The organism is Pedobacter nanyangensis (assembly GCF_003313505.1).
In the GTDB taxonomy this organism is placed as follows: Bacteria; Bacteroidota; Bacteroidia; order Sphingobacteriales; family Sphingobacteriaceae; genus Pedobacter; species Pedobacter nanyangensis.
Genome location: NZ_QMHO01000002.1, coordinates 87,599 through 103,406 on the forward strand (window position 1 = coordinate 87,599; position 15,808 = coordinate 103,406).

General features: G+C 44.4%; 10 protein-coding genes. 6 read left to right on the forward strand and 4 right to left on the reverse strand.

Annotated elements, in window-relative coordinates; translation table 11 throughout:
* Positions 1-133 precede the first annotated feature (133 nt).
* The 5 genes from DUT71_RS03505 (at position 134) to DUT71_RS03525 (ending at position 7,179) form a co-directional block, all read left to right on the forward strand.
* On the forward strand, positions 134-1,570 hold the full coding sequence (locus DUT71_RS03505) for a sialate O-acetylesterase (RefSeq protein ID WP_113661158.1): 1,437 nt from the start codon (positions 134-136) through the stop codon (positions 1,568-1,570).
* A 76-nt stretch (positions 1,571-1,646) separates the two neighbouring features.
* Positions 1,647-2,003, forward strand: coding sequence for a hypothetical protein (locus tag DUT71_RS03510; protein ID WP_113661159.1), 357 nt, complete (start codon positions 1,647-1,649; stop codon positions 2,001-2,003).
* 245 nt (positions 2,004-2,248) lie between these two features.
* A complete protein-coding gene (locus tag DUT71_RS03515; RefSeq protein ID WP_113661601.1) occupies positions 2,249-3,691 on the forward strand; it encodes a sialate O-acetylesterase in 1,443 nt (480 codons plus the stop codon).
* A gap of 174 nt (positions 3,692-3,865) precedes the next feature.
* Positions 3,866-5,869: an FG-GAP repeat domain-containing protein gene (locus tag DUT71_RS03520; RefSeq protein ID WP_240186840.1), complete on the forward strand. Its 2,004-nt coding sequence runs from the start codon at positions 3,866-3,868 to the stop codon at positions 5,867-5,869.
* Positions 5,870-5,874: 5 nt separating this feature from the next.
* Positions 5,875-7,179 carry a DUF3748 domain-containing protein gene (locus DUT71_RS03525; protein ID WP_113661161.1) on the forward strand — a complete coding sequence of 435 codons (1,305 nt, stop codon included), beginning with the start codon at positions 5,875-5,877 and terminating at the stop codon, positions 7,177-7,179.
* Positions 7,180-7,236: 57 nt separating this feature from the next.
* Here the strand turns inward: DUT71_RS03525 and DUT71_RS03530 are convergent, their stop codons facing one another.
* From DUT71_RS03530 to DUT71_RS03545, 4 genes are all read right to left on the reverse strand, one after another.
* Complete coding sequence (locus tag DUT71_RS03530; RefSeq protein ID WP_113661162.1) at positions 7,237-7,485, reverse strand: hypothetical protein; 249 nt, start codon at positions 7,483-7,485, stop codon at positions 7,237-7,239.
* 469 nt (positions 7,486-7,954) lie between these two features.
* The gene (locus DUT71_RS03535; RefSeq protein WP_162795930.1) at positions 7,955-8,506 is read right to left on the reverse strand and encodes a hypothetical protein; all 552 of its coding nucleotides are present in this window, start codon (positions 8,504-8,506) and stop codon (positions 7,955-7,957) included.
* A gap of 109 nt (positions 8,507-8,615) precedes the next feature.
* On the reverse strand, positions 8,616-8,771 hold the full coding sequence (locus DUT71_RS20330) for a hypothetical protein (RefSeq protein ID WP_205313837.1): 156 nt from the start codon (positions 8,769-8,771) through the stop codon (positions 8,616-8,618).
* A 116-nt stretch (positions 8,772-8,887) separates the two neighbouring features.
* The gene (locus DUT71_RS03545; RefSeq protein ID WP_113661165.1) at positions 8,888-10,135 is read right to left on the reverse strand and encodes a serine hydrolase; all 1,248 of its coding nucleotides are present in this window, start codon (positions 10,133-10,135) and stop codon (positions 8,888-8,890) included.
* A 386-nt stretch (positions 10,136-10,521) separates the two neighbouring features.
* Between DUT71_RS03545 and DUT71_RS03550 the strand changes: the two genes are divergently transcribed.
* Complete coding sequence (locus DUT71_RS03550; RefSeq protein ID WP_113661166.1) at positions 10,522-15,729, forward strand: MBG domain-containing protein; 5,208 nt, start codon at positions 10,522-10,524, stop codon at positions 15,727-15,729.
* Positions 15,730-15,808: the final 79 nt, after the last annotated feature.

The following is a 15,808-nucleotide window of genomic DNA, read 5'->3' on the forward strand; positions in this document are numbered from 1 at the left end:
CATCATTGCCGAGTACCCAACAATCCTAAAGCTAAATGATTTGATCTTTTCGATTGTGGTTATTACAAGGTACGAAGCAATGACGAATTTAAGAGTGACTTTATAACAAACCATTATCCAACTATTAATTAACATGAATAAAATCATAACCATATTGATTTGCTTTTTGCTCCAATCGCAATTATCCATGGCAAAAATTACCCTGCCTAGTTTCTTTGCCAATGGGATGGTATTGCAACAACAAGCACAAGTAAATTTTTGGGGCAATAGCAGTAACCCCTTAAAAATATTGACCATTACCACCTCGTGGGACAATAAGAAATATCAAATAACTAGCGACCCCGGCGGTAAATGGAAAACCAAACTCATTACACCAAGGGCCGGTGGGCCATATACCATTACCATTAACGACGGCGATAATGCCCAACTAAGCAACGTTTGGATTGGTGAGGTTTGGCTTGTATCAGGACAGTCTAACATGGAAATGCCAGTACAAGGCTTTAAAGATCAGCCTGTGCTAAACTCAGCCCAGATTTTCAAAAATGCCACCAACAAAAACATCCATGTTTTCAGAACAATTAAGGAAGCCAAGGGAGCACCAACAGATCACATGCGTGGAAATTGGCAAGTAGCTGATTCGGCTGCCATACGCCTTTTCAGTGCCGTGGGTTATCTTTTTGCCGTTGAACTGCAACAAAAGCTACAAGTACCAGTAGCTATTATCCAGTCTGCTTGGGGCGGTACAGGTGTAGAGTCGTGGATGAGCGCCGAAGCCCTGAAAGGATTTGATAAATACCCCCTAAAGGAAGCTAATGCCGTGCAAAAAACAGACCGGAATGCACCTTCGGCCCTGTTCAACGGAATGATCAATCCATTAATTGGTTACGGCATTAAAGGCGTGCTGTGGTATCAGGGAGAGCGTAACCACCGCGAACCAGACTTATACGCACAAATGTTCCCAAAAATGATTGCCGACTGGAGAACCCGCTGGAACATTGGCGACTTTCCGTTTTACTACGTGCAGTTGGCTCCTATAGAATCTGTAAAAGATGGAGAACAGATCTCGCTTTCGGCCTTGTTTAGGGAAATGCAATACAACACCCAGCTTTCAGTACCTAATACGGCCATGTCAGTTACTTTGGATGCGGGCGAGCAAAAGATAATCCACCCGGCAAACAAACCTGTAGTAGCCAAACGTTTGGCCGCCATCGCACTTCATAAAAACTATGGTTTTAAAGAAATACCCTATGCTGGCCCAAGTTATAAAAGCTTCACCGTAAAGGATAGGCTGCTTATCCTTAATTTTGAACATGCCGAAAATGGATTGAAAGCTTTTGATACGCCCAGTATCAATTTTGAGCTAGCCGGGGCCGACAAGGTATTTCACCCCGCAAAAGCTCAGGTTAAGGGCAATACGGTAATCCTACAGGCGGATCAGGTACCAAAGCCGGTAGCCGCACGCTATGGCTTTAAAATGTGGGTAATGGGCGATTTGTATAACGCCGAAGGCCTGCCAGCTTCATCCTTTAGAACCGATAATTGGTTTGCCCCAGCATACGGCAAAAAATAATTTGTTAAAAAGTATTAAAACCAATACAATGTATTCAGTTATTGAATATATTTAAACAATTAAATATAAATTCTTAATGAAAAAATTATTGTTTACGCTATTTATTGCGTGTTTTACCGTAGTATTTGCAAACGCTCAAGATGCCCCTAAAAAGAAAACTTCTTTTGGTTGGGACAAGGCCTCGCTTACCGAAATTGGTTGTGATGCAGAAACGATTAAAAAAATTGCTGCAGTAAAAAAAGAGGCTACAGCAAAGAGACAGAAAATTGATGAAGATGCCAGTCTTGACGAAAAAGCAAAAAAGGCGGCCATCAAAGAGGTAGTGAAAGAAAGAAACGATACGATGATGGGCTTTTTGAACGACGAGCAAAAGAAAAAAGTGGCGGAAATTAACGCCAAACTAAAAGAAGAAGCCAAAACAGCGGGTAACTAAATTACCCGATTAAATTTCAATAGGGGACAGGTCAATTGTTGCAATAGACCTGTCCCTTTTTTTATAGCTAAAGCCCTTTAAATGATATTTTAAAAGAAGCATGATAAGATAGTATAAAAATTGGGAAAGAAAAGTAACACTAATTTTGTAGGATACCACTAAATTAGCCAAATGCTACACCGTAGGCACAATAAAGTTCTATGAATTTACCTGCGTAGCATGAACAACCAATAGAGATGTATGATATGAAATTCAAGTTATTTTTAGCTGCACTATCCTTATTTTTTCTTTCAAAGGCCGCTGAGGCCAAAGTGGTACTACCATCGGTATTTTCAAATGGGATGGTATTGCAACGAAACACCGAAGTAGCCATTTGGGGTAGCTCCAACCCTTCAAAAGAAATTGTGTTAACTACTTCTTGGAACGGCAAAACCTACAAGGTAATGCCTACGGCAGGCCAATGGCGGGTTAAAGTGGCCACCCCAGCTGCCGGCGGCCCCTATACCGTAACCATTAATGATGGAGAGGAAACCAAATTGCAGAATATCCTGATCGGAGAAGTTTGGATAGCCTCGGGACAATCTAATATGGAAATGCCCTTAAAGGGATTTAAGGACCAACCGGTAAGTAATTCCGAAGAAACCATCAAAAACGCTGCTAACGATAAAATCAGATTGTTTCTGGGCGAAAAGGTAACTTGGTCCAATCCCTTAAATGAGGTGAAAGGACAGTGGCAAGCGGCTTCGCCATCGGTAGTAACCGACTTTAGTGCGGTAGGCTATGGTTTTGCCAAAACCTTGCAAGAGAAATTAAACGTGCCTATCGGGATTATCCAAGTGGCTTGGGGCGGTACGCTAGTTCAAGCTTGGATGAGCGCAGAAAGCTTAAAACCATATCCCGCAGTGAAAATTCCAGAAGCAAATAATACAGCACTAGCAGACAAGAATGTTGCTACAGGACTATTTAATGCTATGATTAATCCTTTGATAGGTTTTGGCATTAAAGGAGTCATCTGGTATCAGGGCGAGCAAAACAGGCACGAGCCCCAAAACTATTTGAAAATGTTCCCAGATATGGTAAAGGATTGGAGAAACCGTTGGGGAATTGGCAATTTTGCTTTCTACTATGTACAAATTGCCCCTTATATTTCCAAAACAGAGAAACTTTCAAAAGCAATGCTCGAGTTACAGCCAAAAGTTCCGTTTCTTCGTGAAGCACAATTGAAAGCCGAAAATATGATCCCCAACAGCGGAATGGCCGTAATTATGGATGTTGGTGCACAAAACACCATCCACCCGCCAGATAAACAATCCGTTAGCGATCGCCTTTCATTCATCGCCCTAAATAAAAGCTACGGACTGAAAAATGTTGCTTACCAAGGCCCTGTTTATAAAAGCCAACGTATTAACGGCGCACAAGTTACCTTGAAATTCGACCATGCAAAACAGCTGAAATTTATTGGTGATGCGAAAGAATCATCAAACTTTGAAGTGGCAGGTAAAAACCAGGTGTTTTATCCGGCCAAGGCCGTAATTACCAAAGATGGTATTGTAGTAAGCGCAAGCGAGGTACCAGAGCCGGTATCGGTGCGCTATGCTTTCAAAGCTTGGGCGCTGGGCGATTTGGTAAACGAACATGGTCTGCCAGCTTCGTCGTTCCGTACAGATAACTGGGTAATTCCAATGTAATGGATTAGGGAACAAAAGACCAGACAAAAAATCAGCAGAAAAGTAATTGACCAGTGCCTGTCATCCTTGGTTATGCGCAGGATAACAGGCTAAAATGGCCGGAGCGGAATGAACCGATAGCCATAGTCAATTATCCGGTTAAACCAATGAACTAGAGAACCAATGAACCAACAAATGAAACAAAAATGGATGCTGGGTATTGCCCTTATGGCTTCGGCCAGTTTGCTGGCCTTTACCCTAAAGAAAGAAAGCCCATCAAAGTATGCCGAAGAACCCAAACTTCAGCTCCTTAAATATAACAACCCTAACCTGGTAGTTGACTTGGGGGTAGGCCTGTGGGCTTGGCCAGTGCCGGTAGATTGGGACGGTGATGGCGATATGGACCTGTTGGTTTCCTGTCCTGATAAACCTTTCAACGGCCTTTGGTTGTTCGAAAACAAATCGGGAGCTAAAATCCCGGTATTCGAAAAGCCGGTAAAACTTGGCCCAGCAGTTAAAAACATCCAGATTTCATACAGCAATGGCAAGCCACGCTACACCACGCCAGGCGTTGAACTGCCCAACTTTAAAGCCGACCTGGGTAAAAAGAAAAACAAGCTATTTCCTGCTGATTCTATTTTAAAAGACCTCAAAGGCCGCAACCGTTTTAACCAATGGAAATTTGTAGACTATGATGCCGATGGAGATGATGATATCATTGTGGGAATTGATGACTGGGGCGATTATGGTTGGGATAATGCTTTTAACAAACAAGGCGTTTGGACCAACGGGCCATTAAGGGGCTTTCTTTACCTGATCGAAAACAAAAATGGAAAATATGAGAACAAAGGACGTTTAAAAGCCGAAGGCAAAGAGATTGATGTATACGGTGCGCCTTCGCCAAACTTTGCCGATTTTGATGGCGACGGCGATCTGGATATCATTTGTGGCGAGTTTTTGGATAAGATGACCTATTTTGAAAATATTGGAACCAAAAGCCAGCCCAAATATGCCAAGGGCAGATACCTCCAAAATGACGCTGGTATCATTAAAATGGACTTGGAAATGATTTTGCCAACCGCAGTTGATTGGGATGGTGATGGTGACGTAGACCTCGTTGTAGGAGATGAAGATGGCCGGGTAGCGCTGATAGAGAACACTGGCAAAGTGAAAAATGGCATGCCTGTATTTAAATCACCTTATTACTTTAAACAAAAGGCCGATAATGTGAAGTTTGGTGCCTTAGCAACACCTGTAGGCGTTGATTGGGATAACGACGGTGATGATGACCTTATTGTAGGCAACTCGGCCGGTTATGTGGCCTTTATCGAAAACCTGGGCATGAACGGCCAAAGCCCTAAATGGGCCGCTCCCAAATTGCTTGAAAGCGAGGGCAGGATAATCCGTATCCAGGCGGGCGATAACGGCTCTATCCAAGGCCCTGCCGAAGCCAAATGGGGCTATACCACAGTTTCAGTGGCCGATTGGGATGGCGATGGCCTGAAAGATCTTGTGGTCAACTCTATTTTTGGCGAAGTGTTGTGGTACAAAAACATCGGCACTGCCAAAGCGCCCAAATTGGGCAGGGCACAAAACGTGAAAGTGAAGTGGGAAACCAATGCCAAAGGACATAAACCGCATTGGAACTGGTGGGACCCAAAGCCTCAAACCTTGGTAACGCAGTGGCGTACCACACCTTTCGTGATAGATTGGAACAAGGATAAGCTCAATGATATTGTAATGCTGGATACGGGCGGTTATTTAACTTTCTTTGAACGTTTTAAACAAGGCAACGAATTATGGTTAAAGCCAGGTAAACGAATTTTTGAAGGCACCAAGCACAGCGCCTATGATCAAAAACACAGTATCAAGGACAGCCTGCCTGGTACATTAAGGTTAAATGATGGTAACTTTGGCCAAAGTGGCCGACGGAAGTTTACCATTGTTGACTGGGATGGCGATGGGGTACTGGATTTGGTGGCCAACAGTAAAAATGCCACTTTCCTTAAAAATACAGGAACCAAAAACGGTAAGGTATTTCTTAAAGATGAAGGCTATTTGGATGAACTGGTATTGGCCGGGCATGACACCAGCCCAACCACGGTTGACTGGAATAAAGACGGCATCCCGGATTTGTTGATTGGCGCCGAGGATGGCCATTTCTACTATATGTTAAACCCCAGAACAAAAAAAAAGTAAAATCGATGTTCCAATCGAAAGAAATTCAGTTGACCTACAGTGCCCACGGGCACACACTAAATACGGGCCAAGTATTTTCGCCCAATGATGAATGGATCGTTTTTGATCACCGAAATAATGATGGGGACATCAAGATCACGGGAAGCATTGCCATGGTGAATATAGGTACGGGCGAGGAAAAATTGCTTTACAGTACCGCCAACCAAAGCATACATGGCCCCGGAGTTGGGGCAGCAAGCTTCTCGCCGGTAGCCAACCAGGTTATTTTTATCCACGGTATTCGCAACGCTAACCAAAATCAACCTTATGATTTTACCCGCCGTACCGGGGTGGCCATCAATATACAGGCGCCACAAAAGCCCATTTTTATGGATGCCCGCAACGTGGAAGCTCCATTTACACCGGGTGCGCTGAGAGGAGGTACGCATGCCCACTCTTGGAGTGCCGACGGCCAAATGATCAGTTATACCTATAACGATGATGTGCTGGCCAAACTGGCCAAAACCAACCCTGAGGTAAAAGATTTGCGCACCATTGGAATCATGTTCCCCAAAAAGGTGCAGGTACCTGACACCGCCAATGTAGAAAACAACTCGGGCCAAATGTTCAGTGTGCTGGCGGCAACGGTAACCGAAAATCCTAAGCCTGGCAGCAATGAAATTGATAAAGCTTTTGACGAATGTTGGATTGGAAAAGACGGATATCTTAAGCCTGATGGTACCCGTCAGCAAAAGGCCATAGCCTATCAGGGCAATGTGAGAGATGCCCAGGGCAATACCATTACCGAGGTTTTTGTAGCCGATATTCCTCACGACATTCCTCAGGCTTCTTTTAACCAAAGTATAGCAGGTACGGAAAATACAAGGCCTTCGGTGCCGCAGAACATCAGCCAGCGGCGTATTACCTTTAGCCAAAAAGGTGTAAAGGGGCCAAGGCATTGGTTGCGCAGCAGCGCTGATGGCAATTTGATTTTTTTTCTTTCGGAAGATGAAAAGGGTACTGTGCAGGTGTTTGCCGTGTCGCCCAACGGTGGTGCTGTACGGCAGATCACCCATCATGAGTTCTCGATTACCAGTCCAATCAATATCAGCCCTAATGGCCAGTATCTTTCTTACATTGCCGATCAGAGCGTATTCATTGCCGAAATTGCTACAGGTACACCCAAGCGTTTAACTGCCAGATATGAAGCGCCCACGCAATTAAACGGTGCAGTGGTTTGGTCTAACCATGGAAATATGCTTGCGTTTAACCGCTACGTAAAATCCGAAAGTGGTGTTTTCCTTCAGGTTTTTGTACTGGTTGATCATTAAGTTCACCGGGGTAAGCATCAAAAAATGTGTTGGCTTTCAAATTTACGTGGTTTATGCCTAAATCTTGCCACATTGGGGCGGCGGGCAACTGCTTTTTACTTCCATGCCTAACAAATAGGTTTCATCAGCATAGGGACTTTTGTACTTGTTACGTTGGCGGGGCCGCCAACGACAGCGGTTGATGAAATGACCAAATGAACCAATGAGCCAATGACCATCGTTTTTTGTACTGGCCAGGTTGGCGTCCCCGCCAAGGACGATGATGTTGCCACATTGGGGCGGCGGGCAACTGCTTTTTACTTCCATGCCTAACAAATAGGTTTTATCAACATGGGGACTTTTGTATTTGTTACGTTGGCGGGGACGCCAAGGACAGCGGTTAATGACATGAACCAATTAACCAATGAGCCAATGACCATCGGTTTTTTGTACTGGCCAGGTTGGCGTCCCCGCCAAGGACGATGATGTTGCCACATTGGGGCGGTGGGCAACTGCTTTTTACTTCCATGCCTAACAAATAAGTTTTATCAACATGGGGACTTTTGTATTTGCTACGTTGTCGGGGCCGCCAACGACAGCGGTTGATGAAATGACCAAATGAACCAATGAACAAATGACCCAATCAACCAATGAACCAATGACCATCGGTTTTTGTACTGCAGCGTCGGCGTCCCCGCCGACGACGATGATGTTGCCACATTGGGGCGGTGGGCAACTGCTTTTTACTTCTATGCCTAACAAATAAGTTTTATCAACATAGGAGCTTTTGTACTTGCTACGTTGGCGGGGACGCCAACGACAGCGATTGATGAAATGAACAAATGAACAAATGAACAAATGAACCAATGAACGAATGAGTCAATGACCATCGGTTTTTTGTACTGGCCAGGTTGGCGTCCCCGCCAAGGACGATGATGTTGCCACATTGGGGCGGTGGCCAACTGCTTTTTACTTCCATGCCTAACAAATAGGTTTTATCGACATAGGGACTTTTGTACTTGTTACGTTGGCGGGGCCGCCAACGACAGCGGTTGATGAAATGACCAAATGAACCAATGAGCCAATGACCATCGTTTTTTGTACTGGCCAGGTTGGCGTCCCCGCCAAGGACGATGATGTTGCCACATTGGGGCGGTGGGCAACTGCTTTTTACATCCATGCCTAACAAATAGGTTTCATCAGCATAGGGACTTTTGTACTTGTTACGTTGGCGGGGCCGCCAACGACAGCGGTTGATGAAATGACCAAATGAACCAATGAGCCAATGACCATCGGTTTTTGTACTGCCACGTCGGCGTCCCCGCCGACGACGATGATGTTGCCGCATTGGGGAGGCGGGCAACTGCTTTTTACTTCCATGCCTAACAAATGGGTTTCATCAGCATAGGAACTTTTGTACTTGTTACGTTGGCGGGGACGCCAACGACAGCGGTTAATTACATGAACCAATGAACCAATGAGCCAATGAACCAATGAGCCAATGAACCAATCAACCAATGACCATCGGTTTTTGTACTGGCCAGGTTGGCGTCCCCGCCGACGACGATGATGTTGCCGCATTGGGGAGGCGGGCAACTGCTTTTTACTTCCATGCCTAACAAATAGGTTTTATCGACATAGGGACTTTTGTACTTGTTACGTTGTCGGAGCCGCCAACGACGGCGGTTGATGAAATGAACAAATGAACCAATGACCCAATCAATCCAGATCACTTATAATCCATCACATACCTGCTTAAATTAGGCTGGTGCGCTTTTTTCCGTTGCAGTTCATATTCGTAAATGCTGCGGCCAAGGTTTTTCATGAAAGGATAGCAAACGGTTTCGTATTCATACTTGCCATCATTATAAATACCGTCCTCGTTACTTTGTACTACGGCGGTAAGGAAAAACTCTACACCGTTCTTAAAATCAACGATATAGGCATTGTCAATGATAAAGCCATAACTATCGCCATATTTATCAAATATGCGGATGTTGGGTTCAATCACGGCATTTTTGTCCCTTCCGTAAAAAAGCATCTTGGCATAGGTAGGCCAGAACTCCCTGGCATCGTATTTAGGATAATCACTTTCTGTGGGCAATTTGCTCATGTAAGTGTAAATCAGCTGGTAGTCGGCTGCCGAGAGGTTAAACCTTTCCTTGGGAGCAAAAGCTTCGGGCATCATCAGGCGTTTCATTAACCATTGCTGGTCTTTAATGGTAAACACGTTCTTGTTTTCAAAGCTATAAGGTTTGTTCACCAATTGTTCCCTGCTATCCATGTAGCCCACGCCCGCAATAAGATTGGTTAAATCCAAGGGATAGTTTTTGGGGTCGTATTGAGGTGGCTGACTGTAAACAAGAACATCGCCCTCGTAAAAGCGGATGGGGTTAGTGTTCTTTTCCCGTTCGCCGCCATCGCCTATGGCTAAGCGGTTAAGGATCCGGCTTTCGGTCATGCCATACTTTTTAAGCTTGGCATTGATTTCGGCCCTGCCAATAAACTCGAACAGGCGGTTGTAGGCATCATTATCGCTGGTAAGCAATACCTTTTTGATATAATGGGCTATACTTGGTTTGCCATCGGGCGATGTTTGGTCGTTGGTTACCGGTGTTTGGCCCTTAAAAGCAGTATCGGTAATCATGGTGCTATAGGCACTTAGCCCTTTTATTTTAAGCTCATTTATTTTTTCCAAGGCAAAAATAACAGCGGCAAGCTTTACGGTACTGGCCGGATAAAAGTAATGTTTGGGATTAACCCGATAGCCAAAGGTTTTAAAGCTGGGCTTATTGTTCTTGTCGCGGTTTACCTGTGTATACATCACCTGTACCTCATTTTTGTTGGGGTGGTTAAGTACCCCTGAAAATAGCTCGGGCTTGCTAGTCAACAGTTGCTTTAAAAAAACGGTATCAATTTGTTGCGCCATGGTACTGGAACTAATCAATAGAAGTAATGAAAAAATGGTTTTGTGCATGTTTGTGCTTGTTGATAGCTTAAAGATAGGGGTTTTGCCTGGTTAGTTGGTTTTTTAGTTGAGCAAAGACTGGTTATTTAATCATTTGAACCAGAGTATTGGTGCATAGTTGGTTTAAATATCCTTCTCAATCTATTGTGCACCTTCCATTTAACCTCGTTAAAAAAAATGGCCAATCTACCATGTTTTGGCACCTACCTTTTGGGCAATCGGTTGCTTGTTGTGCGGTTTCCAAAGCAGGGTTCCATCATCTCATAATAGCTTTGCGATGGCCCATGAGCTTGTCCGCTTTTTGTCCGCTTGATATCTTTTGCCGAAACAGTGGTTTATTCATAGCTTAGGTCGTCGATTGATTTCCCCACAATCATAACGCTAAACCTCAAAATATGAAGAAACTTCTACTATTTGCTATCCTTATTCTTTTAGGTGGCATTACAATTGTTAGTGCGCAAACCAGCACTGTAACTTTTGAAACCTCGAGTGGTGGCAGCACCTCCTTTATTGATAATGGCTATACCTTTAACATTGTTTCGCAAGCCGGAACCTTTAGGATTCAGTCAAACTATCCCAATACAGGTTGGAGTGGAACTGCCATTGATAATGTATATATAGACAATACAGGAACAACCAATATCAATGCTCCTTCTTTCAGTGTGAAGAGTAGTTCGGGGTTCACCGTATCGAAGTTTTGGGTGTTTTTAAGTAATACCGCATTAAATCAAACTAATTCATCAGGAACTTTGATCATTACCGGAAAATTGGGAGGAGTTACCCAATTTACAACTACAAAATCATCCGGCTTTAATACCACTTTTAATGCAACAACTGGAACAACTGGTGTTAACAATGGGTTTACCTTAATTGATTTGGCAAACATTAATGGCCAAAATAACAGTAATACGATTATTGATGAAATTCAACTCCAATCTACCGGGGGTTATCTTTATATGTGCCTTGATGCCTTCACTTGGTCAAAAGCAGTTATTCCCATTACTCCCGATGCCAACGGCGTACTGTATGTAAAAGAGGGAAGCACAGGTAGCGGTAGCAGTTGGGGTAGCGCAGTAGGTGAACTGGCCGATGCTCTTAAGGCAGCCAAAACCAACACCGCTATTAAAGAAATTTGGGTGGCTGCGGGTACCTACAAACCGATGTACAGTCCCCGCGATGGGGCCAACTTTGCCGATGAAGGCCGAGATAACACCTTTTTAATGGTGAACAATGTAAAACTATATGGCGGTTTCCCCACCATCGGCAATCCTGGGCTAAACAACCGCAACCCTGATGCTAACAAAACCATACTAAGCGGCGATATAGATAATAATGATGTACTAACCAATGGTATTAGCACCACCATTAACGGCAATAACGCTTACCATATCATGATAGCTATGGGTAATGTAGGTACTGCTGAACTCAATGGCTTTACCCTTACAGGAGGGCAGGCTAATGGAACAGGCAACATTGTTTTGGGCAACTCGATCTTTAGCAACGATACTGGTGGAGGCATGTATAACGTTAGTTCTAACCCCATTATAGCTAACGTAACCCTCGGCGGAAATACAGCTGTCAACGCTGGCGGTGGCATGTATAACGTTAGTTCTAACCCCATTCTGACCAATGTAATCGTCAGTGGAAATACCACCTCCAGCGCTGGAGGTGGAATCTGCAATATTAGTTCCAGTCCCAGATTGACCAATGTGAACCTTGTTGGCAACAAGGCCAACCTTGGCGGAGGTATGTTCAACAATGGTTCCAACCCTAGTTTGACCAATGTGACTCTTGCTGGCAATACGGCCGCCAACTCCGGTGGGGGTATGTACAACAATGGTTTCTCCAGTCCAAGTTTGACCAATGTAATCGTCAGCGGAAATACAGCTGTCAGCTCTGGCGGGGGTATGTTTAACAATGGCAGCCCTAGTTTGACCAATGTAACTCTCGCCGGCAACACCGCTAGCAATGGTGGGGGCATGTATAACTTTAATGCCTCCAAGCCCAAAATAAACAACAGTATTATTTATGGCAACAACACAGGTGTTGTTAATGCGAGCGCTTCCACCGATGTGCCTGTGTATGCCAATAGCATGGTACAGGGTAACCCCATCGGCACCAACATGCAAAGTTTTAGTGGCCTTGCAAGTGAAGTGTTTGTGGATCCTCGGTCTCCGGGGCTATCTACCGCTGGCGACTATACCTTGCGTAACGGAAGCCCCGCCCAGAATAAAGGCAATAATACTCTATATACTACAGCAGGAGGCAATTTAGCCACTGATAAAGATTTGGCAGGAAACAACCGTCTGTTTGACACAACCATAGATTTAGGTCCTTACGAAAACCAAACCATACCCATCATACCTGATGTTAACGGCGTGCTGTATGTCAAGAAAGGAAGCACAGGGATTGGCAACAGCTGGAGCAATGCCATAGGCGAACTGGCCGATGCCCTCAAAGCTGCTAAAAACAATACAAATATTAAGCAAATTTGGGTAGCAGGCGGTACCTATAAACCCATGTATAGCCCCGAAGATGGTGTGAATTTTGGAACTGACAAGGGCAGAGATAATGCTTTTTTATTGGTTAAAGATGTAAAGGTTTATGGTGGTTTTGCAGGAACAGAAACAGCCTTAGCTCAAAGAGATGTTTCTATTATAGCTAATAAGAGTATTTTAAGTGGCGATTTTAATGGTGATGATGTGGTGACAGGTTCAGGAGCTACGCTCAACTTTGCAGGTAATGGTGAAAACGCCCATCATGTAGCGCTATCCGTGGGTGAGGTAGGTGTGGCAGAGCTCAATGGTTTTGTAGTAAGCGGTGGTAATGGAAGCGGTAACAGTATTATAGTAAATACCTTTTCGATACAAAAAGGTTATGGTGCAGGTATGAACATTACCGCATCGAGCCCGATGGTTACCAATTGTATCTTCCAATATAATCATGTGCAAACTGGTAGGGGCGGAGCCATTTATATAGATACATCTAATGGAGCAACCACAGCGGCACCAATCATCTCTAAAAGTCAATTCTTGAATAATAGAAGCACTAATTTTCCTGGTCAGGGTTGGGGCGGTGAAGGAGCAGGTGCAATGTATAACGTTAATTCAAATCCAACAATTACTGACTGTAGCTTTACAGGAAATTTGGTAACAGGTAGTCGTGTCGGTGGTGCTATTGTCAATTCATCCTCAGAAGCACAATTTAACAATGTCACCATCAGTAATAATGCTTCGCAGGGAACATCTGGCGGAGGCGGCGGTTTAGCCAACTTGGGTAACAAAACAGTAATGTTAAATAATGTCATCTTTACTGGAAACAGTGCGGATGCAAACGGAGGTGCTATATTTAACAGCAACGGAGCAGTTTCTGTGCTCAACAATGTATTGATTAGTGGTAACGCGGCTAATAATGGCGCTGCCCTTTACAATTCCAATTCATCGCCTATTTTAACCAATGTGACCATTAGTGGTAATCAAGCCAATGTAAATGGGGTAATTTATAATACTAACACTTCATTGCCACAACTGCAAAATACGGTGGTTTTTGGCAATAGTGCAGGCGTAGTAAATAACTCGGGTACTACTGATGTGCCGGTTTATAGAAATAGTTTGATACAGGACGCTATAGGTGCAGGACTTATTACCTTTAACGGAACTGCTGCTGACCTATTCGTAGCTCCACTCTCACCAGCTTTATCTATTGGTGGAGATTACAGACCTAAGGCCGGAGGTGCTATCATTAATGCGGGTGACCAAACATTATTTGTGGGATTAAATGCCACTACCAAAGATTTAGACGGCAATGCACGTTTGATAGGCAGTAATATTGACTTGGGGGCCTATGAATCCTCCATCCAACCCCAAACCATTACCGCGGCAAACCTTTCCAAAACCTATGGCGATGCCGATTTTGAACCAGGGGCTACAGCAAGCTCTGGCCTAACGGTGAGCTATGTCTCTACCGACAACAACATTGCCGAAGCCTATCAAGATGCAAGCGATGGTAATAAATGGAAATTGAAGATTAAAAAAGCAGGTACGGTAAATATTACTGCTAGCCAGGCAGGTGGCAATGGTTATTCTGCTGCTCCCGATAAGGTTTTTGCACTCGTTATACAACCCAAGGCCTTAACCATTACCGCCACGGGAAATAATAAGATTTATGATGCCACTGTCAATGCCACGGTGAACCTTAGTTCCAATGCGCTAGCTGGCGATGTGGTTACGCTTGCCTATACCTCAGCTACTTTTGGCGACAGGAATGTTGGCAACAATAAAACCATTGTGGTTAACGATATTGCCCTATCAGGTACCGATGCGGGAAACTACACGTTCAATGCCACGGCCAGCACTACGGCCAATATTACGCCTTTTGCCCTAACGGTTTCTGCCACGGGCAACAACAAGGTGTACAACGGCAATGCAGGTGCCACGGTGAATTTAACTCACAATGCCTTTGCCGGAGATGCAATTACGATAGCCTATGCCGTTGCTAGTTTCGACAATAAAAATGTAGGAAGTGGTAAAACGGTTTCGGTTTCCGGGATCAGCATTTCGGGTGCCGATGCAGGGAACTACACATTCAATGCCACGGCCAGCACTACGGCCGCAATTACCCCAGCTTCGTTGAGTATTGTTGCGCAAGCAAAGGCCAAAAACTATGGAGAGGCTGATCCAGCCCTAACCTACCTCGCTACGGGCCTAATTGGTACAGATGCCATAACGGGCGCACTCACCAGGACCAATGGCGAAAATGTAAATACCTATCCCATTACACAGGGAACTTTAACCGCCGGAACAAACTATGCGCTTACGTTTACAGGAGCCAACCTATCCATCAATAGGGCCACACTTACTGTAACGGCAATTAATGCTTCCAGATGTTTTGGACAAACCAATCCAAATTTTGGACTCAGCTACAATGGTTTTAAATTTACTGATAACGAAAATAGTTTAACCAGCAAACCTCAGGCTACTACCGCGGCTAATGCCAATAGCGAGGCCGGCAATTATGTTATTAACGTAACTGGTGGAGCTTCGGATAATTATACATTGGTATATGCCCCTGGTACCCTAAGGGTAAATGCACTGCCCAGTGTGTCTATTGTGCCAAGTAAGGCCGGGGCCATTGGCAAAGGCCTTAGCATGCAACTGGTGGCTTCTGGTGGCAACACTTATAGCTGGGCCAATGCGCAAGGCATAATATCTGGTCAAAACAACGCTACCTTAACCATTAGGCCAACAAGCAATACTACTTATACGGTAACCGTAACCAATGCTAATGGTTGCAGTACTACAACAAGCTATATGGTTACAGTAGTTGACGATCTTTCTATCCTTAAAGCCACCAATATTTTAAGCCCTAATGGAGATGGTGTGAACGACCTATGGAAAGTGGATAACATTGACATGTATCCGCAAGCCATGGTACGCATTTTTGATAAGGCAGGCCGGGTCGTATATACCAAAAAAGGTTACGAAAATAATTGGGATGGTACGTACAACGGACAGCCATTGGCCGAAAGTACCTATTACTATATCATTGATTTGGGAGCTGGAAAGATATTAAGAGGTTATATCACTTTAGTAAGAGATAGGTAGTTGCCAGTTCCTAATAAACTGGTGAATAAACAAACTAATGAACTGATGAGCCAGTGAACTAACAAACAAAGAACCAGAG

What these genes read in the sequence shown, in the direction of transcription:
- DUT71_RS03505 (WP_113661158.1), top strand. Translation starts at nt 134, where the DNA reads ATGAATAAAATCATAACCATATTGATTTGCTTTTTGCTCCAATCGCAA.
- DUT71_RS03510 (WP_113661159.1), top strand. Translation starts at nt 1,647, where the DNA reads ATGAAAAAATTATTGTTTACGCTATTTATTGCGTGTTTTACCGTAGTA.
- DUT71_RS03515 (WP_113661601.1), top strand. Translation starts at nt 2,249, where the DNA reads ATGAAATTCAAGTTATTTTTAGCTGCACTATCCTTATTTTTTCTTTCA.
- DUT71_RS03520 (WP_240186840.1), top strand. Translation starts at nt 3,866, where the DNA reads ATGAAACAAAAATGGATGCTGGGTATTGCCCTTATGGCTTCGGCCAGT.
- DUT71_RS03525 (WP_113661161.1), top strand. Translation starts at nt 5,875, where the DNA reads ATGTTCCAATCGAAAGAAATTCAGTTGACCTACAGTGCCCACGGGCAC.
- DUT71_RS03530 (WP_113661162.1), bottom strand. Translation starts at nt 7,485, where the DNA reads ATGGAAGTAAAAAGCAGTTGCCCGCCGCCCCAATGTGGCAACATCATC.
- DUT71_RS03535 (WP_162795930.1), bottom strand. Translation starts at nt 8,506, where the DNA reads ATGCGGCAACATCATCGTCGTCGGCGGGGACGCCGACGTGGCAGTACA.
- DUT71_RS20330 (WP_205313837.1), bottom strand. Translation starts at nt 8,771, where the DNA reads ATGGAAGTAAAAAGCAGTTGCCCGCCTCCCCAATGCGGCAACATCATC.
- DUT71_RS03545 (WP_113661165.1), bottom strand. Translation starts at nt 10,135, where the DNA reads ATGCACAAAACCATTTTTTCATTACTTCTATTGATTAGTTCCAGTACC.
- DUT71_RS03550 (WP_113661166.1), top strand. Translation starts at nt 10,522, where the DNA reads ATGAAGAAACTTCTACTATTTGCTATCCTTATTCTTTTAGGTGGCATT.